The following is a 24180-nucleotide window of genomic DNA, read 5'->3' as shown; positions in this document are numbered from 1 at the left end:
ATATTACCTCCTAAAGATCATCGAAGGATAAGTCATCAAATGAGATATCTTCTTCTGAAGCATTGTTTTGAGCTTCTTCTTCATCTTTTAAATATTGCTTATCTAGCATTTTTATGAATGGATAATATATTAAACATCCAAGTAATAGTAATCCTATTTGCCATAAACCTGCCATCCAACTTCCTGTGGATAAGTATCCTGAGAATCCTATTGGCGTTGTCCATGGTAAACTTACACCTGTTGTATAAGGTATGATTCCTGCTTGAGTAGCTAAAGTAGAAAGTACTAGATTTATTGCAGGTACTGCCATAAATGGTATTAATAATATTGGGTTTAACACTATTGGTAATCCAAATATTATTGGCTCATTAATTCCAAAGAATCCTGGAACTATTGATAATTTACCAAGCTGAGTAATTCTTTTTGATTTACAGAAAAGCAGCATTACTATAACTAGAGATAAAGTACTTCCGCCTCCGCCAAATCCTGTAAAGAAGTTAGAAAATGGATCTGTAAATATGTTTGGTAATGTTAGTCCTGCTTCAAAAGCTTCTAAGTTTTCTATTGTTAATACCTTTGTTATTGGTCCAAATACTGAGTTAGCAACTGCTGGTCCATTAATTCCAAAGAACCAGAATCCTGTACAAGCAAATGAATATACAAGTTGAGCTGTTAATGTATTACCTGCACCCTTTAGCGGAGTTTGTAATACTGTGTATATAAAGTTATGTGCTGTTTCGTATGGAGTGAACTCAAATAATATTCTAATTAAGAAGAATATTAGCATAACTACAGCACTTGGAATTAAAGCTGCGAAAGAATCTGCTACTGCTGGTGGAACTCCATCTGGCATCTTAATTGTCCAGCCTTTTTTATAAACCCAAGTGAATATCCATACTGAGAATAATGATATTATAAGTGCTAAGAATATACCATTAGAACCTACATATTCAAAACCTAGTGCACTTAAAGTTCCCTCTGCACCCTTCATAGTAAGTCTTGTTGGCATCAATATTACAAATGAAACTAGTGCTACACAGGCACCTTGAATTGCATTTCCTTTTAGCTCTTTAGCATATGCATATCCAGTACCTACAACTGTCAATAGACCAACTATATTGAATGTTGCTCTTGATACATTAGTAAACCAAGTTTCCCATCCTTCTCCAAGGAATCTAGCCCAAAATTCCGACCATCCTTCAATCGGGAAGTTTGCTATTAGTAAGAATATTGATCCTACTATTAGTAGTGGTGTACTTATTAAGAAACCATCACGAATCGCGCACAGTATCTTATTTTTTCCTAGTTTATCTGCTACAGGCATCAAAACTTTTTCTAATTTTGAAAACATGCGTTTGTCCCCCTCTTTTTCTAGTTATTATTGTTTATTTTTCTTTATAGCCATAATAGCTTTTTTTAGTACTTTTTCCCCATCCATTACACCATAATCTGCTGAATCAATTACTTGAATTGGAATATTTAAATTTCCAAATTGAGATACTGTCTCTTCATATAAGTATTTAACTTGTGGTCCTAGTAATATGCAGTCTGGATGTAACGTCTCAACTATTTCACCTAATTTTCCGTGTGGAAAAGCTTTAACTTCCACTGGTAAGTTATGAGTATCTGCCACTTTTTGCATTTTACTTGCTAATAAACTTGTAGACATCCCTTGACTACAAAATAAATAAATTTTTTTCATGCTTTTCACCTCATTAAAAATTTTATTAATAAATTTATAATTTAATTTATTATTATCATTTTATTTATTTTTCTACTTCTATAACTTTTGTATTTCCTATAAAATCATGTATCATTCGTTTTTCTTTTAAAACTAACATTATCAATATAGAAATTATCGATATGGCAAATCCTAATTTAATGATTAGCCCATAAATATTGTCGCTGGTGAACATATGAATTATTTGCCTAAAGTAATCCCCGCTACAAACAAGAGCTCCTTCGACAATCATAACCCCTAATAGCTCACGCTTTATCATGGTAAAAAGATTCACATCACTTCCATCATTATTCACTACCTTTATACTAAGCAGTCTTTTTCCTAAAGTTTGTCCCTTATTTACTTTAGTTGGAATCACTACATAGTATATAGCTACAAATAAAATAGCAAGTATTCCCGCAGTTATTCCACTTGAAAGAGACATTTCTGATAATGATTGTGGAGAACCTGTTTTCCCACTCTCCATACCATAAATAAGCAATACAGGTATAGATGCAACTACAGAGGCCAAATACCAATCCAATACATATGCAAAAGCTCTTCTCATGTTTATCGTTTTCTTTTGAGATTCTTTTGCTCTTACAACCTGCTTTGTAACTTTATTTTTCTTATTTTTCTTAATGGTAATCTCCTCCTATTATTTGAAGTGTAATTTAAATTTATACCTTATTGCATTTTTACTTAATTTACACTTTATTATATTAGCAAATGTCATGCCAACTTATAATTGTATGTATAAATCTATATTTTTCAACATTTTTTCATATTAATTTATAATTTTATTAATTTTTTAAAGCAGAGTATTTAATTAGAATACACTTATAAAAGGTTTTCTTATATTTTTCAACATCAGTGTGTTGATATTTTCATCTATTTTCACACACTTTTATTATTTTTCAACACAGTTCTTATTTAGATATATATAAATGACATAAAAAAACGAGTTTGATCATTAATATCTAATATTAACAATCAAACTCATTTTAAATATACTATTATTTTATAAATTTACGAGATATTCTTATAGCTGCAAATCCTATTAAAATTGCAAGTACAACTCCTGCTAAAATGTCGCTTGGAAAGTGAACATACAAATACATTCTCGAAAAAGCTATAAGAATTGCAAGAATCATTGCTACATATCCAAATTTCTTATCTTCCTTAAGTAAAATAATAGCAGCTATAAATGATGAAAGTGTATGTCCTGATGGAAATGAGAAATCCTTCGGACTAGCTATTAACAGGGCTATATCACTATTAATCCAACAAGGACGTGGTCTTGCTACAAGAGGCTTTAAAATAATATTTCCAATTAAAAGTCCTAACAGTAATCCTATAACTAAAGTTATTCCACACTTTCTATATTTTTTTATAGATAGAAGAACAATAGAAATAACTATCCATATGACTCCTGCATTTCCCAACATAGAGATCTTTGTCATAAGCCAATCTAAAACACCGTTTCTTAAATGATTTTGAATAAAATCTAAAATACTAAAATCTATATTTGTAATAAAGTTTATCATACTATCTTCCTCTCTTTTGCACTTATTTTAAATAAGATTGTATAAAAATTATAACAGCATGATACATTAAATGCACCATGCTGAATATTAAAATTTCTTAATTATTATTGCTATAAGAGCTATCACACCTAATATATATGGATAAAATAAGAACTGCATTATTTCAAAAGAGCTTATTCCTGCAATTCCTGCTGCCATTAGAAGTTGCGCTCCATAAGGAATAATTCCTTGAAATACACAAGAAAATATATCAAGTATACTAGCCATTTTTTTAGGCTCTATTTCATATTCATCTCCAACTTCTTTTGCAATTGGTCCAGACATTACTATAGCTACTGTATTATTTGCCGTACATATATCAACTATACTTACAAGAGCTGCAACACCTAATTTTGCTCCCATCTTGCTCTTAATCTTTGATTTAATAAAATTAATTATGAAATCTATTCCGCCATTAGCTTTTATTACCTCCACAGTCCCGGAAACTAATATGGTTATTATTATAAGCTCTCCCATATTAAGCATTCCTGTAGACACTGAAGAAACAAATCCCCATATATCAAAGCTTCCTGTAAATATTCCTATAGTTCCTGCAACTATAGTTCCAAAAGTTAAAACCACCATTACATTTCCGCCTAAAAGTGCTCCTGACAAAACTAATATATATGGAACTATCTTTATGATGTTATAAGTGTACTCCGTATCTAAAAGTGCATTTCCCTTCCCGCCAAGCATAAATAATATAACCACACTTATAACAGCTGCTAGCAGCGCTAATTTAAAGTTACAACGGAATTTGTCTTTCATTTCACTTCCTTGAGTTCTAGAAGCCGCTATTGTAGTATCGGAAATCATGGAAAGGTTGTCTCCAAACATTGCTCCTCCTACAACTGCTGCAACTACTAATCCTATTGGTGAACCTAGTTTTTCAGCTATGGAAACCGCAACAGGTGTAAGGGCAACTATAGTACCTACAGAAGTTCCTATAGATAATGATATAAAGCATGCTATTATAAATATTCCAACTACCATTATATTTGCCGGAAGTATGGACAATCCCAAATTAACAGTTGAATCTACAGCTCCCATATCCTTTGCAACTTGAGCAAAGGCTCCTGCTAAAACAAATATAAGAAGCATAAGAATTATATCAACCTTACCTACACCCTTACAAAAAGTTTCTAGTTTTTCCTCAAAAGCCTTCTTTCTATTCATAGCCAAAGCTGCTATAGCTGATACAAGAAACGCTACACCTACTGGTATCTTGTAGAAGTCATTTGCTATTATAGATCCAGCTAGATAAATTAAAAGAAATACTCCTAGTGGAATTAGGGCAAAAATATTTCCTTTTGATTTATTCAAGTTGACAATCTCTTCTTCCTGTATATCCATCTTTATTCGCCTCCTATCTAAAATATGCAAACATTATTATCTTAAAATAACATTACAGTTTTAAATATATCAATTTAATTATTTTTTTAATACACACATGATATTTTAATACAAATTCGCATATTATGCTAGTTTTTTTATAAAAATTAGGTTTATTTCTTAGTATATCGTGAATTTATACTCGAATTTTCATCTATATTTATCAGACTGCTTTTGCTGGTGCTAATCAGTTGAGACGTATAAATTCCACTATGACCGGAAAATAAATAGCTTATTATACAAACCATAAGTATAAATATAGTACCATCTGAACCAAACATCTCTATTCCCATGAATACAGCTGCAATAGGGGTATTAGTAGCTCCTGTAAATACTCCTATAAGACCTAATGCTGCAAAAAATGATACTGGCGCATTTAAAATACTTGATAAAAAACTTCCCAAAGTTGCACCAATAACAAATAATGGTGTAACTTCTCCGCCTTGAAAACCTGATCCCAATGTCACAGAAGTTAAAAAAAGCTTAATTATAAAATCTAACGGACTAGATACATTGGTGAAGGCTTTAGAAAGCATAGGAAGGCTTAGACCCAAATATTCTCTTGATCCTATGATATATGTAAAAAATATTACTGCTAATCCTCCTATAAAACTCTTTAAAGCAGAATTTTTAAATCTAGAAGTAAATAGTTTTTTTAAACCATGAGTAGTCATACTAAATAATTTACTAGTTAGTCCAAAAAGTATAGCTATAATTAAAACTTTTCCTAATAATAAAAATGTTAACTTTGGAACTACCCCCATGGAATAATGGCTATGTGATACTCCAAAGGTCTGAGTTACAAAATTTCCAATAAAACTTGAAACAAAACATGGCAATATAGCTACATAGTTCATGGATCCTAAAGCTGCTACTTCCATTCCAAAGATTGTTGAAGCTATGGGAGTTCCAAACACTGATGAAAATCATCCGCTTATACCTGCCATAAGTATTATTCTACTGTCCGCCTTATCTAACCTAAAAATTTTTCCTATTCTTTCTGCTATGCTCGCTCCTATTTGAACCCCTGTACCTTCCCTTCCTGCTGATCTTCCAAATAAATGAGTTATAATAGTGCCTAATAACACTAATGGAGCCATTCTTAGATGCACTTCATCTTCATTATCATTGAGTTTTTCTATTATAAGGTTATTCCCTTTTGACGATTTCCCACCAAATTTATAATAAAGCCAGCTAACAAAAGCTCCTCCAAAAGGAAGTAAAAATAATATCCACCACGTATTTATACGAACCTTTGTAACATATTCTAAGCTTTTTAAAAAGAAAGCTCCAACTAATCCTGTAAATATACCTACTAATCCCCCTAAGAATACCCATTTTACAAAAAAAATAGTGATTTTAAGACTTTCATTTTCTCTACTCTTCAATTTTATAACTTTTATCTTTTTCCCTTCCATTTAATCCTCTCCTTTAATATAAAAAAACTCCTATAAGATAAGTAATACAACTTATCTTATAAGAGCCATCAGCTTATAGCATTTATAGGTGAACTCCTTCACCTTTATATTTATCATTCCATTTTCTAATTATACTCCTCCATATAAAATATGTAAATCTACTTTTATAAAAACACAACCCCGAAAGAATCACCTCTAATTCCTTCGGGGCCGCCTTTATATTATAAGATTATGGTAACGTATTATTTAACTAACTCGCTTAATGCCTCTGCAACGAATTGAACTTGAGTTCCAACTATTACTTGTGCACTTGTCTTGCTTGGCTTAATTATACCAGCTGCACCTGTAGTCTTTATCTTCTTGTCATTTATTATAGTTGAATCTTTAACTTCTAATCTCAAACGAGTTATACAGTTATCTATAGATACTATATTATCTTTTCCGCCTAATCCTTCAAGGATAACTTGAGCAACTTCTTTGAAGTTGTTATTTGCTAGACTTACGTGCATTTCTTCATCAGAAACATCATCGTCTTCTCTACCTGGAGTCTTTAGGTTGAATTTTACTATTAAGAATCTGAATAATGCATAGTAAATAACTCCGCATACTAATCCTAGAGGGATTAACATGAATATATTATTTGCTAAAGGCATCTTTATGCTTAGTAAGTAGTCAACTAAACCTGCGCTAAATCCAAATCCAGCTATCCATTGGAATTGAGCTGCTATAAATACCATTATTCCTGTTAATATAGCGTGAACTAGGTATAAACCTGGAGCAACGAACATGAATGCGAATTCTAAAGGCTCAGTAACACCTGTTAAGAATGCTGCGAAACCTGCTGCTAACATTAAAGATGCAACAACTTTCTTCTTTTCTGGCTTAGCAGATTTGTACATTGCAAGTCCTGCTGCTGGTAAACCAAACATCATAACTGGGAAGAAACCTGCTTGGTACATACCAGTTACACCTTTAACTCCACCTGCTACAGTTCCCCAGAACTTACCTATATCATTTATACCAGCTACGTCAAACCAGAAAACTGAGTTTAATGCATGATGTAGTCCAGTTGGTATTAATAGACGGTTGAAGAATGCATATATACCAGCTCCTACTGGTCCTAGTCCTATTATTGATTCACCAAATGCTACAAGTCCTCCGTAAACTACTGGCCATATAAAGAATAATATTCCTGATACAATTATCATAGCTACTGAAGACATTATTGGTGCTAATCTCTTACCGCTGAAGAATGCAAATGCTTGTGGTAATTGTACATGTGAGAATCTATTGTAACATCCTGCTCCAACTAAACCTGATATAATACCGATAAAGGCATTTTCTATCTTACCGAAAGCTGGTGCAACCTCTTCTACTGGTATTCCTTGTAGCATTGCAACTGTTGCTGAAGATAATAGTGTAGTTACTACTAAGTATGCAACAAGTCCACTTAATGCAGATGCTCCATCTTTATCTTTAGACATTCCTAAAGATACACCTACTGCAAATAGTATTGGTAAATGATCTATAATTGCTGATCCTGACTTTATTAAAAATGCGGCGATTGGACTTCCGCCACCCCATCCTGCTGGGTCAATTGCATATCCTATACCCATTAATATTGCTGCTGCTGGAAGAACAGCAACTGGAAGCATTAATGACTTACCTAGTTTTTGAAGATATTTCATCATAATTTTTTCTTCCTCCCTTTTATTATATGAATTCTTAAAATTTCAATTGTATGTGTAAAATCTAAAAGTTCTTTAAAAGTATCCCTGTCATGAGAGACATTTTATTTTCAGATGCTGGCCACTCATCATATAAATAAAAAAGACCTATTAATGGACGTAACTCGTCCAATAATAGGTCATGCCTGTCGAAACAGTAACACTCTATTTACTATGATTTTATAATATCATAGATTTTCACATTTGTAAACATATACAGTGTAATTTTTTATTATTTTTCTATTTTTCTTTGATTACACCTGATTTAATCTAAATCTTTTATAAAATTACAAATACCACATAAATATTAGGAATAGCTTGTGTTTTAGAGAATAAAATATTTTATGAGGTGATATAAATGAATTGGAACAATTTTAACAATCCAGAAAAGTGGATTATAGTCGGTATTCCCGCTTTATTTTTTATAGGTTCATTAATGCATTTTATATATGATTTAACAGGCAAATCTTATTTTATAGGTGCTTTTTCACCAATAAATGAAAGTGTATGGGAACATAGCAAGATGATAGTTATTCCTATGATTGATTGGTGGAGTTTGTATTATTTATTTTGCGGTTCTACCTATAACATAGATAGAGATAAGTGGTTTATGTCATTAATAATTTCATTAATATCTTCTATAATAATAATGATTGCATTCTTCTATACTTATTCATCAGCCTTAGGATGTGAACTCCTTTGGGTTGATATCCTAGATCTTTTTTTAAGCCTAGCTGTGGGACAGCTTTTAGGTCTTCATTATTATAATTATGGAACTGCTGTCAATATAAATATCTCATTAATAATTCTGGTATCTATAGTTTTATTATTTATTATTTTTACTTTTTATCCTCCACACATACCTATGTTTAAAGATAGTATAACAGGAAAATATGGAATTTAATTCTGATTTCTCTTTAAATTCATTCCTAATTTAAAAATAAAAGCTGCTCTAATGCCTTCTGTACATAATACATTCAGATTTAGAACAGCTTAATTTATTTTTTTATAATTGGAAAATATAAATCAATAGTTGGAGAATAGTTTTTACATCTTCTATCATAATATTCCATATCTATAAATTCATTTGAAGCTTTATATTCTGATTTCGGAAGCCACTTATCACAAAAAAATCTCCTAGCATTTGCAACATCAACATTCCACATGACAGAATTTTTATATTTAACTGTTATTATTGCATATAGACCTTTTGGTATAGTTACAGTATTAAATTCATCATTTCCCTCTGAGTTTTCTACTTTATTACCTATAAAATATTTAAATTTTCCACTTTTGTCTTTGGGATAAGTGATAACTGTTATACCCCAAGGGTCACAGCCATTTTGAATATGAGCTTTCTTCTCATAAAATTTCTTTTGAATATCTGCTCCATCATTCATAATGCTTTTCTCATCGGAAGTTATCATAAAACCAGCAGAAAACATATCTTCTTTTATCTCAATAACTTCAATTTCATATTTAGGTTTCCTATTAAAAAAACTCACTTTAATCCCTCTCTTTTTATGTTAGTGTGTAGTTCCACACTCAATCACCACATCATCTTTATTTTCTACAGCAGCTTCTACACAACATCTTAGTGCCTCTGCTATAGTTCCTATTGGCATTGAAGGTGTAGTTATTGGACGACCTATTGCCTGCTTAGTGTCAAATGGTACATGGATAAATCCACCTTTTACACCTGGATATTTTTTGTCTAAAATATATAATAGGTTGTACATTACATCATTGCATACATAAGTCCCTGCAGAGTAAGATATAGCTGATGGTATACCATGGTCATGCATATTTTTTACCATAGCCTTCACTGGTACAGTTGCAAAGTAAGCATCTTTTCCATCTTCTTGAATTCTTCTGCCATCAGGAGTGTTACCTTCATTATCCGCAAAATTTGGACACTCAGCTAAATTTATAGCAACACGTTCTACAGTCATAGCCGCTCTTCCGCCTGCTTGACCAACACTTATAACTATGTCAGGCTTTTCTCTTTCTATAGCTTCTTCTATAATATTTGCACCCTTATAATATACAACTGGAATTTCTATTTTTACAACTTCAGCTCCAGCTATTTCATTTGGAAGCAATTTTACTGCTTCATAAGCTGGATTCATTGTATCTGTTCCAAATGGTTGGAATCCTGTAACCAAAACTTTCATTAAAATCTCCCATTTATTTATATATAATTTTATCTAAACGATAATCTCTCCTTCTTTTATGATCAAAGTATCGCCTGCATATATATTTGGTTTCTCAAATACCAAATCAAAATGTCCCTTGGCATCATGAACTCCTCCAAGCGCCAAATTTCTTCCCATTCCTATATGAAAAGTCCCATAAGCAGATTCATCCTCTATGTAACTTCTTCCTATACATTTTGCTTTTTCATTAAGTCCTATACCAAATTCTCCTGCAACATATATGCCTTCATCGTTGAAATGTTTCATATATTCCTTAAGCTTCTTACCATCTTCTGTTTCTTCAATGAATACAAGTTTCCCATTTTCAAATGTAAGTTTTGTAGGCTCTTCTACAGCTCCTATGTAACCAAAAGAACCATCTAAAATAACAGTTCCATTAGTTTTATCTTCTTCCATGGCAAAGTAAACTTCAAAACTTGAAGATGCAAAATCACCTGGATTCTCTGCTACTCCATTAAAATAAGATGCCTTTCTATTATTCTTGCGAAAAGTCATATTAGTACCATTTTTTGATGTAACTCTTACATCATCAACCTTGTCTAGATATGATATAAGTCTCAAAGCTCTATCCTTTGCAATTTCTGTATCCATATTCATAAAATCAGCTGTAAGAACTGATTTTCCATCATTTGATGATAAAGGCATAGACAGATATCTTTTTCCATTCTTTATAGCTTCTTTTACAGCATTAGTTGTTATAAGTGAGTAATTTGTAGCTCCAACAATAACATCATTATTGCTAAAAAGATCTATCATATCATCAAAAAGATGTCCTAGCTGTGGACAATGTTCTGGTACTATCATGACCACTGCTAATGCTCCCAGCTTTGCTCCTTCCTCTTTAAGGCACATAGCCTCTTCCACATGCGCTTCATCTGTTATTATTAAAAATTTCTCTTCATTTTTTATCTTTAGCCAATTCTTGGCAACAATCTTTGCTCCTTTTGAAATGTCCATAATTCTCTCCTAAAACAATATATTTATCATAAGTAGATCCACTTATAGTATTTATAAAAAGTTATAATTATATTACTTATTTTTTGTCCCAAAATATTTTATATTAGAATATCATAAATTACATTTAATTTTCAAGTTTAATTGACCAATTATAAATACTTAATAAATTATTTGTAGTTTATTCATATTTTTCCGAATTTAATGTCGCACAATTAAATACTATTACTTTATCAAAGTAAATCTTTATTTATTAAAAGCTGACCTAAAATAACATAAATTATCTTTAGGTCAGCCCTATTTTTATAGATATAACAGATTTTGAAAACTAACATGATTAAAGCCATTGGAATAATAAGTATACCACAGAAACCGCAAATTAATTAGGTTATACACCAAAATTAAATACCAATGGTACTCCAACGAATTTAATTATTTATCAAATAATCCTCCACCATTACTATTTCTTTTTCCTTTTGATACAGATCCTATACTTTTTTTAGCTTTCATATTACTCTTCACATTTTGTCCTTTTTTCTTTTTTTCTTCAATTATCTTTTTCATCATTTCAATATTCTTATCCATATTAAACTCCTAATATATATTTTATATAATAGAATAATATTAGACTTCTCTAAGAATTACAATATAAAACATGACATATATCTTAAAAAAATTATGAAACCACCTTTTTTCTGAAAAATACACTTATAAACCTTGTTCCACATGCAAATAATGCCAAACCCAATCCACTATAGAAAAATCCTATAAACCATACTGGTAATAAGTTTGAAGATCTTAACCATATTCCTCCACTCATCATAACTGCCATTATTATATATGATGGGAGATCAAAGAACTGCCAAAATGGCATCTTTTTTGATGGGTGATGCTTTATTCTATTTGTATGTTTTCCAACTAACTTTGAAAATATAAATAAATAAAATATTAAAAACACTATAACGCTTAACACTAAAACAATAAGATTATCTGATACTATATCCATAAATATAGGAATCCCTATCTTCATGACCATAAATCCTGCAAACATCCATACAATTCCTGCTATAAGCATTAAATAATTCTTTGGTATTGATAATTTATGATTCAATTTAATCACCTCAATATAAAATTTGGTTTTATGTTCTTATATCACTTCACAGTTTATGAATGATTACTTTAATTTTTTTTGGCAACTTGATTTTTTATTATAATCATAAACCAAATAAGCGCTGATCCAAGCATAAAGTGAAATAATCCTGCTATGTGTGAAAGTCCAACAAATTCTCCGCCTCTTACCTGTAGTATTCCCCTCCACAATAATGTAGAAATTGTTCCTATTATAGAAACTATATATACATATATCCATGCAGTAAATTTCTTAACTTTTTCAAGTTTAAACATATTGTTTAAAATCATTACTATTAAAAAGAACAAAAATCCTAAAACTAGCGTATGAACATGCAATACAGATAAAGTTGTATATCCTGTAAATTCACGATAAACCACTCCTAATACTAATCCTAAAATTAAAAACATAAATGATATATTAAATAACTTCTTATTCATTTCTCAACTCTCCTCACATTTTTACATATATACTTAATTGTATAAAGTAATTTTACGTATCTTTATATTTTATAAATGAAACTTTATGTACTTCCTTTCATCTTGTATATCATTTCTTTTAAAGTGTCTATATATCTTTGAACATCATCCTCACTAGATGTCTTAAAAATATTTTTAAAAGTATCATTCATTTCATGCCTTATTGAATAAGCAAATTCTCTTCCTTTATCAGTGAAAACTATAATGCTGTTTCTTTTATCGCTGTCAATAGGCTTCTTTTCTACCATACCTTTTTCCATGAGACGCTTTATGATTCCCGAGACAGTTCCTTTAGATAAATTCATCTCCCTACATAAATCAGAATGCTGCATCCCATTATTGTGAGCTATCAATTTTATAGTTATCAGCTGTTGAGGCGTTATTCCAAATTTTGAAATCTGCTCTTCCATAGAGCTCATGGACATGAGGTATACCTCTTTTATAAGCATGGCTAGCTGATATGAACATTTTTGCTTCTCCACTCTTAATACCTCCTCAATTAGTTAGCTTGCAAACTAATAATAACTCTTAATTAATAATACGTCAATATTATTTGCAAATTTTCTTGTACCTTTTATCAAAAAAATAAAAATCCATTGTTTTCCTTAGCAAAACAATAGATTTTTTAGTCATTATTTATAAAAAATTACTTTGTTCTTACCTTTATTTTTAGCTTCGTAAAGAGCTTTATCTGCTTTTTCTATGAATTCATCTAAATCTACATTCTCTTTTATGCGTTTTGAATATACCCCTACACTTATAGTTACATACCCAAAAGGTGATCCATTGCATTCAATTCTCTTATTCTCTATTGATAAACGTAATGACTCAGCCTTTTTTAAAGCAGAGCGTTGATTACATTCAAATAGACATATAAAAATTTCTTCCCCACCATATCTTATAACACATGTACTTTCATTCTCTGTTTGATGCTTTATTTCTTTTGCAACTTCTTTTAAACATTCATCACCTGCTTGATGTCCATACTCATCATTGTATAATTTAAAAAAGTCTATATCTGTCATAATTCCTGCTACATAATTCCCTCTTACCTCAGGTTTGCACAACATTTTTCTTACAACTTCCTCCAAATATCTTCTATTCCACATACCAGTAAGCTCATCTGTCATAGCAAGTATACTTAATTTATGATTTATTTGTAATATTTCTTGATATTGTTTCCTTATCACTATACGATCATAGTAAGATATAACTTTGCTCCTATATAATCTGATAGAAATAAAAATTGAAAGAATAGTTATAAAAATACTATTTAATATATTACCAAACATATTATTTGTACCATTAGGAAATAGAACTAATAATATATTAAGCACTATAAATTCACTTGAAAATATTATCATGCTTTGCCAAGGTTTTAATATAACTGTAGCTGCTGTAACTGGAATTATGTATGAAAACACACTTATTCCACCACCCCCAAGCTGATCAAGAATTGTTACTCCAGAAGTCCATAAACATATTATAACGGCATAAATAGTTCTTGCATTTTGATGAAATGATGCAGAATATATCCTCTTTCCCCAATTAAAAACTATCAAATAAACTAAAGTTGTTAAAAATAAAAAGATATAGCAACTAAAATATCCTGAACTTCGCATAGAAGTGAAAGGTCCACCTTTTTTTAATAAAAATAAAACTGCCATAAATGACTGCATAAATAATATAATATAACACATTATAATTTCATATATATAAGAATCTGTAGATAGATTGTTTTCTATCTCTTCTTTATATTTTTTATCTGCTGGAAAATCAATACATCTTTTTATTATGCTACAATTCATAAATTTCTCCCTCAAATAATTTAAATTCTAAATTTCATCATAGATTATATATCTAATATTTATTATATAAAACTTCAAATTAATTGTATAGTTTTAGATAAATTTAAAATTTATGTATTTAATCTTTATAAACTACATTAAAAACATTATCTAACTTACTTTTTTTAGATACTATTTGTATACATAATAATACTCCCAAACTCAATATAACAGGAAAATAAAAGTTTACAAATCTAGTCAATAAGACTGCACTATTTAATACATCTAAAGAGTAAATCTTTGAAAATATTTTCATATAATTGCTCTCACTTACTCCTGATGCCCCTGGAAGCGGAATAAAAGAAGAAGCTGAGTAAACTATACTTTGCATCATAAACATATTTACAAATGAAGTTGAGTTCTGGTTTAAAGCTAAATAAACTAAATATGGAATACTAAATAATCCTATTACTTGTATGAAGGTAATAGATAAACATTTCAAAAACAATAATGGCTGTTTTTTTAGAAACTCCGAACACTGATTGTATTTATTCAAATTTTTCTTCACTGAATCAGAAAGATCTTTTTTCTTTATCTCACTAATAAAAAATGACTTATTTATTAAAAACTTTGCGATGATATAAATCTTTTCTAAAAATTTCTTTGAAAATATACTTGTCCATATACCTATTAAAATAGATGTATTTATAGCAAATCCTAAATAGGCTAAAAATTTTACAACATTAGTAATCTGTGAATTGGATATGCTCATCCATGCTATTGCTATACCACTAAAAATTAATGTTACTGTTTGAAAACATGCTAGTTCAACCAATAAAATAAGAGTACCATGGGATAAATTTATCCCATCCTTCTTCATTTTATAAAGCTGCATAGGTTGTCCTCCTGTAGAAGAAGGTGTTATAGAGCTATAAAAAAATCCCGTAATAGCATATTTTATAGAATGAAATAATGATGTATTATATCTCATGGATTTTAAAAGAAGATTTATATTAAATGCCTCACATAAAATAAACAAAATTATCAGCAAAGAAGCAGCTATTATAATAGAAGGATTTGCTGAAATTAACACATCAAAAATCTTATGAATGTCCTGATCTTTAAATAGTGCAGTATAAATGAAAAGCGTAAGAATCGCAAGAAGAATTACATATATTGCTGTCTTTTTCTTATTCATATACTGATTCATAATACTCACCTAAGTTTTTAAACTTATATCCCTTCTTTAGTAATATAGGAATAGATTCTCTAAGGGCCTCTATAGTTCTTTGTGGAGCCTTTTTTTCTTCTCCTCTTCCATCATGTAAGCATAGTATAGAATTTCCATTTTTCATGGCTTCAATAATTTTTCTGTTAATCTCTTCAGATGTGGTATCTGCTTTCCAATCCTGTGCCATTGCTCCCCATAGAATAAGCTTTATCTTCAATTTTTTAAGCATATATAATGTAACAATATTCAAATGCCCCCATGGCGGTCTATATCCACATACATTAACATTCATATTTTCCATAGCTTTTAATGATTCTTTCAAATCTCTGCTTGTATACTTCCATCCTCTATAAAGTGAATTTTTATGACTACAAGAATGTAAGCCAATTTCATGTCCTTCAAGCTTCATTCGCTTTATCAAATCAGAATTTTCTTTAGCAAAATCTGTTACAACAAAAAATGTTGCTTTAATATTAAATTCTTTTAACAAATCCAATAGTTCCGCTGTGTATTCTGAACTAGGACCATCATCAAAAGTTAAAAAAACATTTTTTTCTCTTCCTATAGAGAAAGATTTTCTACGCCATAATGCTTTAAAAATCATAGTTGGGAAAAAACTATAACTTAAAATCATAAAAATAATAATCCAGTACATATTATGCTACCTCCACTTTATGTAGTTCATTGATTATCATTGAAGGCTGTTTCTCTATAATCTCTTCTTTTGCATTGACCATATTCATATGCATCCTGTCCAAATCTTTTTCTGTCTTCAACAATTCTACAAGTTCTTTAGAATAATCAAAAGACTTGTCCCATACAACTTTTCCAATTTTTCTATCTTCAATAAATTCTGCATTTCTTTTTTCTTGTTCTAAAAAAGGATTTATAACGAACATAGGCGTTCCACTATAAATGGCTTCAAATAGAGTAATCCCTCCAGCTTTAGTTATAATCAAATCTGCTTTTTCCATATATTTATTCACATTTTCTGTATAACCCAAAACTTCTATGCCTTCAAAATTTTCTTTTAAATAATTAAAAGCATTTTTATTTTTCCCTGTAATAACTGTTATATCAGCATTATCAATAGTTTTTAGACTCAAGATTAGTTTGTCTATATCAGGTAATAATCCAAGTCCTCCCCCCATTATTAATACATTTTTTCTATCATTAGTTTTTTGATTTTCTTTTATATTTTTAAAGTTTCTTCTCACAGGTATCCCTGTAACAAAAATATTTTCTTCATTTACACCATTACTTACTAAATGCTTTTTTATATCTTTTGTAGGAGCAAAATAAAAATCTATATATGGAGCAATCCATTCTTTATGTTTGCTTATATCTGTAATACAAGTAATCAATGGTATAGTTAAACCTTTCTTCTCTTTATACTGAGATATAATTCTCGCACTCAATGGTATAGTGCATATTATAAAATCAGGTTTATTTTCAGTAATAAATTCATCCATCTTTCTATATATTCTACTCCCTAATGGAGTAACATCTACTTCTATTCTTGCAGAAAGCCTGTACATCATGTTATAAACACCGTGACATTTATCTATCATCATCTCGAAACCTTTATATAAAAATTGATGTACCAATGGAAATAAGTATTCTAATATATCCAATATAACTATTTCATTATTTTTATCTGCATCTTCAAATTCCTCAGCAATTGCTTTAGCTACTGAATTATGACCCATTCCAAACTTTCCAGTAAGGATTAAAACCTTCATTTTTCAGCCTCCTTCTTGACTTATCTTCTTAAAGTCTACACTTTTACTTTTAAATAATAATTACTTTAACATTAAGGAATCTTAATATTCATTTTATAATGACTTAAAATAAAAGGCATACTATAATAAGCATTAAGGAGTGATGATATGAGAATTTTAATTGCAGAGGATAAAGAAGATATTGCAAATTTAATAAAAGTTTTTTTACAAAAAGAAGGTTATGAAGTAATCTTAACAAAAGATGGCGAAGAAGCACTAAGATTTCTATTAAGCGAAACAGTAAATCTTTGCATTTTTGATATAATGATGCCTAAAATGGATGGTTTTACTTTGATTCAACGAGTACGTGAATTTTCTAATGTACCTATATTAATACTTACAGCTAAAAATATGGAACAAGACAAAGTTTTGGGACTTGACCTCGGAGCTGATGATTATATAACAAAGCCATTCTCTTCCCTTGAGCTTGTCTCTCGTGTAAATGCCCATTTAAGACGAAACTATAAAATGAATACTTCTGATTCCATAATAAAATATGGAGACTTGAAGATAGATAAAGAAAAGTGCGTAGTTTATAAAAATGATGTTGACTGTCTTTTAACAGCTATGGAATTTAAACTCCTTGTAAAATTAATTTCAAATCCAGAACAAGTATTTACAAAATCTCAGCTGTATAAATCAGTGTGTAGCAATAATTGTTATATAGAAGGAGATGAAAATACAATAGCTGTACATATAAGCAGGCTAAGAGAAAAAATTGAAACAGATCCTAAAACTCCTCAATATATAAAAACAATAAGGGGGTTAGGTTATAAAATTGAAAAAAAATAAAAGAATAAATTTAAAACAGTTTATATCTGGGTACTTATTGATATTTATATCAGCTGCAATAATAATTTCTTTTTTTGCAGTTTCAGAATTGAATTACATGTATTCACGACACCTTAAAAAAATTGACCTATTTGAAAATCTAGAGATTCAGCTAAAACAATATGATGATATATCTGAAAGCTATTTGACAGAAAATAGTGCTGGAATGGAAATCGTAGATAAAAATTTACGTGTTTTAAAATCAAAGGGAAGTGCCGAAGTTGCTGGATATCAATATTCTGCTATCTCCTTCGCAGAATTGATCTCAAACCAACAGTTTAATATTAAGACTACTTATCAGAATATTGAAGAAAATGGTGAAACTTATACAGTACTTTTAAAACAGCATTTTACCAAAAAAACTGCTTCAAGGGTTTCATATTTATCATCAATCTACTCCCTTTCAATATTTGCAACTATTATAATAGTATTTTTGATTATTTTTTATGCCTTTGTTAGAACTATTTACAAAAGGATAAAAACTGCTTTTGACTTGATAGAAACTAATATATCCAAGACACCTCATGATAAATCTAAAGTTGATTTATCTTCCATTAAGTTATCCGAATCCTACTCAGTGCTACAATCGTATAACAATATGCTTGATGAACTAGAACAAATACGAAAGGAAAAGGATTCTATACTTAGGCAAAATAAAACTCTGATTTCAAATTTATCACATGATTTAAAGTCGCCCATTACTACATTAAAAGGATATTCAGAGCTTCTTATTGAGGAAGATCTCTCACCTATACAGCAAAAAGACTATTTAATGTACATTAATCAAAGAGCTAGTGATTTAAGTGAATTAATCTCTCTATTATTCGAACAAGTAAAATTTCAGCATCCTGATTTCAGTTTAAATTTAGAAAAAGAAGATATGAATAGTTTCTTGAGAGATTTATGTGCTAATTATTATATGATATTTGATAAACATGGATTTGATGTAAATATTGAAATAGATGAAACTCCTCATATTATGGACTTTGATTCTACAAATATGAAGCGAGCATTTTGTAATCTTTTTGAAAATTGCTTAAGTCATAATAAAGTACCCACAAAGTTTGAAGTATCTACTTTTATAAAAAACGGTGTTTACTTTATTCAGTTTAAAGATGATGGAATTGGAGTACCAAAAGAAAATAAAAATCGGATTTTTGACCCGTTCTTTCAAGGAGATAACTCACGTTCTAGAAACCATGGTGGATTAGGTTTGTTTGTAACCAAACAAATCATAGAAAAACATGGTGGTGAAATAACTCTAAAAAGCGAACCTAATTATAAAACAGTGTTCGAAATTCAATTTAAAATTTAGCTAATATCGAAAATTTATATAGAAGAAAAACAAGAATGACTCTTTTCTCCCCTTGATTCATTCTTGTTTTTTATTACTTTATATTTTAAAACTAATTAATGCAAAAAAATTTAATTTTAAGCATAACAATATTAATTATATGGTTAAATATGGTACAACTTAAAGCATATCATATTTACTTATACTTATATATTGATAATATTTATTTTAAGAAAGGAGTGTTTTTAAAGATGTGTATATTTACGAATCTAAAAGCTCGGTTAAAAAGATTACATAATTATCTTAAAAGCTTAAAAAAATTTAAGTTTATATTAATCATGACTCTTTTTACATATTTGCCTCAGATACTCTTCTTACAATTAATTGTAGCTTTGCTTTCAATTATGTTTCCTGATTTTCAAGGTGTACCACATCCTTCATCAACAATTGATAGTTCAGGTATATATCTTTTTCTTTCCTTATTCATAGCTCCTGCTATAGAAACACTTTTCTCTCAAACTATACCTATACATCTATTATTAAATAAAAAAAGGCCAAGTAAAAAGAATATTTTTATTACAATTCTTATATCATCTATTATATTTACTTGGAGACATGGTTATAGCATTTCCTATTTAGTTTTTGCATTTTTTATGGGTGCTATATTGGCCTATTCATATATTATCTATCTATTAAAAGCTAGACAAGGTCTCGAGAATGATTTTTCACCTTATTTGGTGGTATTCTCTATACATTTTCTAAGAAATTTAACCGCTCTTGGATTAAGATTTATTTTACTTAATACTCTTAAGCTTTAAATAAAATATGTATTTTTTAATGCTAATTGAATTAGAGTACCAAAATAAAATAAGAATGAATCAAAGAGAAAAGATTCATTCTTGTTTTTTATTAACTATATAATTGTAAATGTTCCAAGTAACTCTTCTGATATCTCTCGTTTTTCAGCTAAATACTCTTTCATTGCATCTATTGCTGTTACTTTTAATTTTTCTCTATTTGTACCATAGTGTTCTGGTACGCCCTGTTCAGTAATATAGCTTACCTTATAAACTCTATCCGCCTCTAAAGGTTCATCTTCAATATATAATTTTTGAATACGATAGTTATGTGGATTCTCTATCTTTATATACGCCTTTACTCCTATAGCTCTTGGTAGATATCCACCAATTTGTCCAAATGGATTTCTTGAATAAGTGTTATTTATAAAATTTTCTAACATCTCAACAATTTCATATCCTTTCAAATCCACATTTATGATTTTTGGATTCATAGGAACTATATTGTACAAGTCTTCCTCAGTAATATTTCCCTCTGGAATTGGAGCTCCATACCTCCAGCCGTGTGAAAAGCATACCTTTCTTCCTGTAACATTAGATATTGAATGCAATAAAAAATTATCCATAGTCGATTCAGCAGCTAAATCCCTACAAAGTAGAGTTTTCATCTTTCCAACTACTGTATTTAAATTATCAATATACGGTTCATATGCTTCTTCTACTAGTTTTTTTATCTCTTCATTTTCATCAATATCAGCTGTTACTGGAATAAGTTCATGTTCATAATTCACAACTCTTCCATTCAATATTTCTAAATCAAGCTTGCCTATAAAGGATCCATGACAACCTGATTGTATTAATATAGTATTTCCCGCCTTAATTGGAGAGTTTAATCTATTATGAGTATGACCGCTTATACATACATCTACTCCTGTTGTCTTTGATAGAATCTCATAATCTGTAGGCATACCTAAATGAGAGAGCATTATTACAATATCACATTTATGCTTATTACGTAGCTCAGAAGCTATTATTGGTATTTCTTTATATTCTGGTGACATATATATACCTTCAGAAAATTTTTGTGGAAATCCTTGAACAACATGTTCGCAGGCCATTCCAAATATACCAACCTTTAACCCATCATATTCTTTTACTATATAAGGATCAAAAAGTCGCTTCTTTTTATCGTAGATATATACATTAGCAGCAAGTAATGGATAATTGAGCCTATAAATTAAATCTCTTAATTTTGATGGAGTATATGCAAAATCCCAGTGAGCAGTCATAGCTTCAATACCCATTGCATTTAAAATCGGTAAAATTGCCATGCCATGTGTCTGAGTAGTTATAAATGTTCCATGAAATGTATCACCGCAATCAAGAAACAAACTATTTTCTGACTCTTCTCTTATATTATCAACAAGAGTTTTTATTCTTGCATATCCTCCTGCCTCTTTAACCTCAAATCCTTCTTTTTCAAAGAATACTTCTTTATGAGAAGCAATGTATCCATGGACATCGTTTAATTGAATTAAAGTTAATTTCTTCTTTTCCATTAGTACATCCTTTCCTTTTAGATTAAAAACATCCTTAGTTTAATATCAATATTACATTTTCGTTTTTACTATGGTCTAATATAGGAATATCCTTCTTGCTGCTTCTTTGCAATTTCTACAACACCAGCAGGAACAATAGTTGCAAATGCACACATAGGACTGTTTTCCGGATTAAATTTATTTAATGCATTTTTACATGCAGCAAATTTAACTTTTTCTTTACTTAATTCGTCCATCTCAAGATATAATTTTGATTTTTGTGCTACATGCTCTATAAGTCCCATAACTGCAATACCATTAGCTACAATTTCAATTTCAAACTCCTCATTATTTTCCTTTCCATACTTAAGCATATTTTTTGTATTTTCTAAAACCATATGCCATTTAGATTCTTCATCTATGTGATAAAGTACTTTCATAAAATGTTACCTCCAATATATTTATTTTAAATCAATATATATTTTTCTCTTAAATCCTTTTATTATTCTAATTTTACATAAAGCAGAGACATTAAGACTTTTAATCTCAATGCCTCTTAAAATTATTTTTTAAATAGAACCTTTTCTTCTTCATTTAAATCTAACCCAAGAGTTCCTCCCGGATTCATATTGTAACTAGGATCGAAATAATCCTTTAAAACTTTAAACACGCCATATTCTCGGCTTCCAAGTTGTCCTTCTAACCATGGTGCAAACATTTTTCCAATTCCATGATGATGACTTAAAGCTGCTCCTGATTTTTGAATTGCATCCAATATGGTTGCATGGTAGCGCTTAAATTCATCCGCATCGCTCATCTTTGTTATAAATATGAAATATAAGTTTGCTCCTTGTGGGTAACAGTGAGACATATGAGTAGTAACTATAGTATTTGGAAGCCTATGGCATACTTCTCTGACTTCCTTGTGCACCTTTGCCATATTAGACCAATTTACAGTGCACTCTAAAGTATCTGTGATTACACCAAAATCCATAAGGGTATCTCTAAGATATGGGTCATTGAATCTTCCCTTCTCCCAACTTTTCGTAACAAAAGAAGTAAGGCTCATCCCTCCAAACTGTTTCGCAATTCTTTTTATATTTTTTGCTACATTTTTAGAATATCCCTTTCCACCATCAGTAAATCCTAAAAACAAGCATCTTTCCATATCTTTATATCCGCGGATATCAAAAATTTTCTGAAGTGGTGTTTCATCTACATTATAAAGACGAAGCATCAAATTAGTTTCCTCTGGATCAGAAAGACGGAATACAGAAGAATATCCTGCTTCACACTGCATCATTTCTCTCGCCGCTGCCATAGCAATTTCCCAATTTTTAAAGATATAAGAAAAACGAATTCTATTTTCCGGCATATATCTAAACACTTTTAAAGTTACTTCTGTTAACACTCCGAAAGTTCCCTCACTACCCATCATAATCTGGTTAAGGTTTGGTCCAGTAGCCTCTCTTGGGTAATGGCTGGTAGTTATTGTTCCTATAGGCGTAGCATATTTTTGTCCCATAACAATATCTGTTATACATCCATAATAAGTACTATTCTGTCCTGCACCTCTTGTAACAACCCAGCCTCCTACACTGCTGTACTCAAATGATTGTGGAAAATGTCCACAAGTATAAGCTCTTTTAGCTCCAAATAACTTTTGTGCGTCATTTAATACCTGCTCTAACTTAGGACCTGACATTCCTGATTGCACTGTAATTGTCTGATCTATTTCACTGAAAGAAATAACCTTATCATAGCGTTTTCTCATATCAAGGGAAACTCCACCCTTTATAGGTTCAACTCCTCTTGTAACACTACTGCCTCCCCCATATACATATAAAGGTATATTATGTTCTGTACAGTAGGCTACAATCTTTTCAACCTGTTCAGTAGTATCTGGGTAAATAACTATGTCAGGAACACAATCTACTCTTTTATCACGAAGGCGAAGTGCATCATATCCAGTCTTTCCATAAGCTACTGCAAGCCTTGGATAATCCTCTGTTGTCACAAATTCTTTTCCTGCGATCTCTTCAAAAGCACGAATGTGGCATTCATCAAGATTACATGGAATATCAAGCTTTACTTCATCCATTCCTATGTCTCCATTATAATGACTAAAATCTTCATCTGTCATTTTAAATTTTTCTTTCATCAGCTTATATAAAGATTCTTTTGGATACTTTACGAATTCTGGATCTCCCCATCTAAATATAGAACGATAACTTTTAGCTGGCGCTGCTTCCTTTACCCATTTAGGTTCAAATCCTGTATATGGCTTACTCATTCATATT

The 24180-nt window shown here is 30.1% G+C and carries 24 protein-coding genes, 1 pseudogene and 1 riboswitch; of the genes and pseudogenes, 4 read left to right on the top strand and 21 right to left on the bottom strand.

Translation table 11 applies throughout. The annotated features are described in order from the left end of the window. Positions 1-10: 10 nt before the first annotated feature. The 7 genes and pseudogenes from KQH81_RS03895 to nagE form a co-directional block, all read right to left on the bottom strand. Positions 11-1351, bottom strand: a complete 1341-nt coding sequence (locus KQH81_RS03895; protein WP_230028965.1) for a PTS sugar transporter subunit IIC — start codon at positions 1349-1351, stop codon at positions 11-13. Between the two features lie 27 nt (positions 1352-1378). Next, positions 1379-1702: a PTS sugar transporter subunit IIB gene (locus KQH81_RS03890; protein WP_027637410.1), complete on the bottom strand. Its 324-nt coding sequence runs from the start codon at positions 1700-1702 to the stop codon at positions 1379-1381. A gap of 64 nt (positions 1703-1766) precedes the next feature. Next, positions 1767-2288, bottom strand: a complete 522-nt coding sequence (locus tag KQH81_RS03885) for an RDD family protein (RefSeq protein WP_230028964.1) — start codon at positions 2286-2288, stop codon at positions 1767-1769. Between the two features lie 448 nt (positions 2289-2736). Continuing rightward, complete coding sequence (locus tag KQH81_RS03880) at positions 2737-3267, bottom strand: phosphatase PAP2 family protein (protein ID WP_178311699.1); 531 nt, start codon at positions 3265-3267, stop codon at positions 2737-2739. A gap of 87 nt (positions 3268-3354) precedes the next feature. Continuing rightward, positions 3355-4659, bottom strand: coding sequence for a Na+/H+ antiporter NhaC family protein (locus KQH81_RS03875; RefSeq protein WP_178311697.1), 1305 nt, complete (start codon positions 4657-4659; stop codon positions 3355-3357). A gap of 152 nt (positions 4660-4811) precedes the next feature. After that, a pseudogene (locus tag KQH81_RS03870) lies at positions 4812-6116 on the bottom strand (voltage-gated chloride channel family protein). Positions 6117-6168: 52 nt separating this feature from the next. Further along, a riboswitch (Fluoride riboswitch) is annotated at positions 6169-6228 on the bottom strand. 130 nt (positions 6229-6358) lie between these two features. Further along, positions 6359-7807, bottom strand: a complete 1449-nt coding sequence (gene nagE / locus KQH81_RS03865) for an N-acetylglucosamine-specific PTS transporter subunit IIBC (RefSeq protein ID WP_230028963.1) — start codon at positions 7805-7807, stop codon at positions 6359-6361. Between the two features lie 394 nt (positions 7808-8201). On the opposite strand from nagE, the gene KQH81_RS03860 reads away from it, so the two are divergent. Beyond that, complete coding sequence (locus tag KQH81_RS03860; RefSeq protein WP_027637415.1) at positions 8202-8747, top strand: DUF6512 family protein; 546 nt, start codon at positions 8202-8204, stop codon at positions 8745-8747. A 94-nt stretch (positions 8748-8841) separates the two neighbouring features. Here KQH81_RS03860 and KQH81_RS03855 read toward each other — a convergent pair whose 3' ends face one another. The 11 genes from KQH81_RS03855 to KQH81_RS03805 form a co-directional block, all read right to left on the bottom strand. Further along, positions 8842-9348, bottom strand: coding sequence for a GyrI-like domain-containing protein (locus tag KQH81_RS03855; protein ID WP_027637416.1), 507 nt, complete (start codon positions 9346-9348; stop codon positions 8842-8844). A gap of 21 nt (positions 9349-9369) precedes the next feature. Continuing rightward, positions 9370-10017, bottom strand: coding sequence for a pyroglutamyl-peptidase I (gene pcp / locus KQH81_RS03850; RefSeq protein WP_027637417.1), 648 nt, complete (start codon positions 10015-10017; stop codon positions 9370-9372). Between the two features lie 33 nt (positions 10018-10050). Next, positions 10051-11016 (bottom strand): aminopeptidase, encoded by a 966-nt coding sequence (locus KQH81_RS03845; protein WP_230028961.1) that lies wholly within the window; start codon positions 11014-11016, stop codon positions 10051-10053. Between the two features lie 429 nt (positions 11017-11445). Continuing rightward, positions 11446-11598, bottom strand: coding sequence for a hypothetical protein (locus tag KQH81_RS03840; RefSeq protein WP_168972019.1), 153 nt, complete (start codon positions 11596-11598; stop codon positions 11446-11448). 91 nt (positions 11599-11689) lie between these two features. Continuing rightward, positions 11690-12124 carry a hypothetical protein gene (locus KQH81_RS03835; protein ID WP_230028960.1) on the bottom strand — a complete coding sequence of 145 codons (435 nt, stop codon included), beginning with the start codon at positions 12122-12124 and terminating at the stop codon, positions 11690-11692. Positions 12125-12192: 68 nt separating this feature from the next. Then, positions 12193-12582, bottom strand: a complete 390-nt coding sequence (locus tag KQH81_RS03830; RefSeq protein ID WP_230028959.1) for a DUF2871 family protein — start codon at positions 12580-12582, stop codon at positions 12193-12195. Positions 12583-12665: 83 nt separating this feature from the next. Further along, complete coding sequence (locus KQH81_RS03825; protein WP_230028958.1) at positions 12666-13103, bottom strand: MarR family winged helix-turn-helix transcriptional regulator; 438 nt, start codon at positions 13101-13103, stop codon at positions 12666-12668. 150 nt (positions 13104-13253) lie between these two features. After that, positions 13254-14429 carry a GGDEF domain-containing protein gene (locus KQH81_RS03820; protein WP_230028957.1) on the bottom strand — a complete coding sequence of 392 codons (1176 nt, stop codon included), beginning with the start codon at positions 14427-14429 and terminating at the stop codon, positions 13254-13256. A 118-nt stretch (positions 14430-14547) separates the two neighbouring features. Continuing rightward, positions 14548-15606 (bottom strand): lysylphosphatidylglycerol synthase transmembrane domain-containing protein, encoded by a 1059-nt coding sequence (locus KQH81_RS03815; protein WP_230028956.1) that lies wholly within the window; start codon positions 15604-15606, stop codon positions 14548-14550. Continuing rightward, positions 15599-16294, bottom strand: a complete 696-nt coding sequence (locus KQH81_RS03810) for a polysaccharide deacetylase family protein (protein ID WP_027637423.1) — start codon at positions 16292-16294, stop codon at positions 15599-15601. The genes KQH81_RS03815 and KQH81_RS03810 overlap by 8 nt, the downstream gene beginning before the upstream one ends. 1 nt (position 16295) lies before the next feature. Next, on the bottom strand, positions 16296-17381 hold the full coding sequence (locus KQH81_RS03805) for an MGDG synthase family glycosyltransferase (protein ID WP_051196134.1): 1086 nt from the start codon (positions 17379-17381) through the stop codon (positions 16296-16298). Positions 17382-17528: 147 nt separating this feature from the next. On the opposite strand from KQH81_RS03805, the gene KQH81_RS03800 reads away from it, so the two are divergent. The 3 genes from KQH81_RS03800 to KQH81_RS17715 all read left to right on the top strand — a co-directional run bounded on the left by KQH81_RS03800 (position 17529) and on the right by KQH81_RS17715 (position 20363). Next, positions 17529-18212, top strand: coding sequence for a response regulator transcription factor (locus tag KQH81_RS03800; RefSeq protein ID WP_027637424.1), 684 nt, complete (start codon positions 17529-17531; stop codon positions 18210-18212). Further along, entirely contained in the window at positions 18199-19566 is a 1368-nt protein-coding gene (locus tag KQH81_RS03795) for a sensor histidine kinase (RefSeq protein ID WP_027637425.1), read from the top strand. The genes KQH81_RS03800 and KQH81_RS03795 overlap by 14 nt, the downstream gene beginning before the upstream one ends. Positions 19567-19664: 98 nt before the next feature. Continuing rightward, the gene (locus KQH81_RS17715; protein WP_407647332.1) at positions 19665-20363 is read left to right on the top strand and encodes a CPBP family glutamic-type intramembrane protease; all 699 of its coding nucleotides are present in this window, start codon (positions 19665-19667) and stop codon (positions 20361-20363) included. A gap of 95 nt (positions 20364-20458) precedes the next feature. On the opposite strand, the gene KQH81_RS03790 is transcribed toward KQH81_RS17715, so the two are convergent. The 3 genes from KQH81_RS03790 to KQH81_RS03780 all read right to left on the bottom strand — a co-directional run bounded on the left by KQH81_RS03790 (position 20459) and on the right by KQH81_RS03780 (position 24173). After that, positions 20459-21901, bottom strand: a complete 1443-nt coding sequence (locus KQH81_RS03790) for a bifunctional metallophosphatase/5'-nucleotidase (protein ID WP_027637427.1) — start codon at positions 21899-21901, stop codon at positions 20459-20461. A 68-nt stretch (positions 21902-21969) separates the two neighbouring features. Next, positions 21970-22320, bottom strand: a complete 351-nt coding sequence (locus KQH81_RS03785) for a DsrE family protein (RefSeq protein WP_027637428.1) — start codon at positions 22318-22320, stop codon at positions 21970-21972. A gap of 122 nt (positions 22321-22442) precedes the next feature. Beyond that, positions 22443-24173: an FAD-binding oxidoreductase gene (locus tag KQH81_RS03780; RefSeq protein ID WP_027637429.1), complete on the bottom strand. Its 1731-nt coding sequence runs from the start codon at positions 24171-24173 to the stop codon at positions 22443-22445. Positions 24174-24180: the final 7 nt, after the last annotated feature.

Source organism: Clostridium cadaveris (assembly GCF_020911725.1).
Lineage (GTDB): Bacteria > Bacillota > Clostridia > Clostridiales > Clostridiaceae > Clostridium_X > Clostridium_X cadaveris.
Note: the sequence above shows the minus strand (reverse complement) of the source record. Positions and strands in the feature narration are given on the sequence as shown.

Coding starts and splice junctions, on each gene's coding strand:
- KQH81_RS03830 (WP_230028959.1), bottom strand. CDS start 12,582: ATGAATAAGAAGTTATTTAATATATCATTTATGTTTTTAATTTTAGGA.
- KQH81_RS03885 (WP_230028964.1), bottom strand. CDS start 2,288: ATGAGAAGAGCTTTTGCATATGTATTGGATTGGTATTTGGCCTCTGTA.
- KQH81_RS03880 (WP_178311699.1), bottom strand. CDS start 3,267: ATGATAAACTTTATTACAAATATAGATTTTAGTATTTTAGATTTTATT.
- KQH81_RS03810 (WP_027637423.1), bottom strand. CDS start 16,294: ATGTACTGGATTATTATTTTTATGATTTTAAGTTATAGTTTTTTCCCA.
- KQH81_RS03845 (WP_230028961.1), bottom strand. CDS start 11,016: ATGGACATTTCAAAAGGAGCAAAGATTGTTGCCAAGAATTGGCTAAAG.
- nagE (WP_230028963.1), bottom strand. CDS start 7,807: ATGATGAAATATCTTCAAAAACTAGGTAAGTCATTAATGCTTCCAGTT.
- KQH81_RS03820 (WP_230028957.1), bottom strand. CDS start 14,429: ATGAATTGTAGCATAATAAAAAGATGTATTGATTTTCCAGCAGATAAA.
- KQH81_RS03780 (WP_027637429.1), bottom strand. CDS start 24,173: ATGAGTAAGCCATATACAGGATTTGAACCTAAATGGGTAAAGGAAGCA.
- KQH81_RS17715 (WP_407647332.1), top strand. CDS start 19,665: ATGCAAAAAAATTTAATTTTAAGCATAACAATATTAATTATATGGTTA.
- KQH81_RS03785 (WP_027637428.1), bottom strand. CDS start 22,320: ATGAAAGTACTTTATCACATAGATGAAGAATCTAAATGGCATATGGTT.
- KQH81_RS03800 (WP_027637424.1), top strand. CDS start 17,529: ATGAGAATTTTAATTGCAGAGGATAAAGAAGATATTGCAAATTTAATA.
- KQH81_RS03875 (WP_178311697.1), bottom strand. CDS start 4,659: ATGGATATACAGGAAGAAGAGATTGTCAACTTGAATAAATCAAAAGGA.
- KQH81_RS03895 (WP_230028965.1), bottom strand. CDS start 1,351: ATGTTTTCAAAATTAGAAAAAGTTTTGATGCCTGTAGCAGATAAACTA.
- KQH81_RS03860 (WP_027637415.1), top strand. CDS start 8,202: ATGAATTGGAACAATTTTAACAATCCAGAAAAGTGGATTATAGTCGGT.
- KQH81_RS03890 (WP_027637410.1), bottom strand. CDS start 1,702: ATGAAAAAAATTTATTTATTTTGTAGTCAAGGGATGTCTACAAGTTTA.
- pcp (WP_027637417.1), bottom strand. CDS start 10,017: ATGAAAGTTTTGGTTACAGGATTCCAACCATTTGGAACAGATACAATG.
- KQH81_RS03805 (WP_051196134.1), bottom strand. CDS start 17,381: ATGAAGGTTTTAATCCTTACTGGAAAGTTTGGAATGGGTCATAATTCA.
- KQH81_RS03790 (WP_027637427.1), bottom strand. CDS start 21,901: ATGGAAAAGAAGAAATTAACTTTAATTCAATTAAACGATGTCCATGGA.
- KQH81_RS03815 (WP_230028956.1), bottom strand. CDS start 15,606: ATGAATAAGAAAAAGACAGCAATATATGTAATTCTTCTTGCGATTCTT.
- KQH81_RS03840 (WP_168972019.1), bottom strand. CDS start 11,598: ATGGATAAGAATATTGAAATGATGAAAAAGATAATTGAAGAAAAAAAG.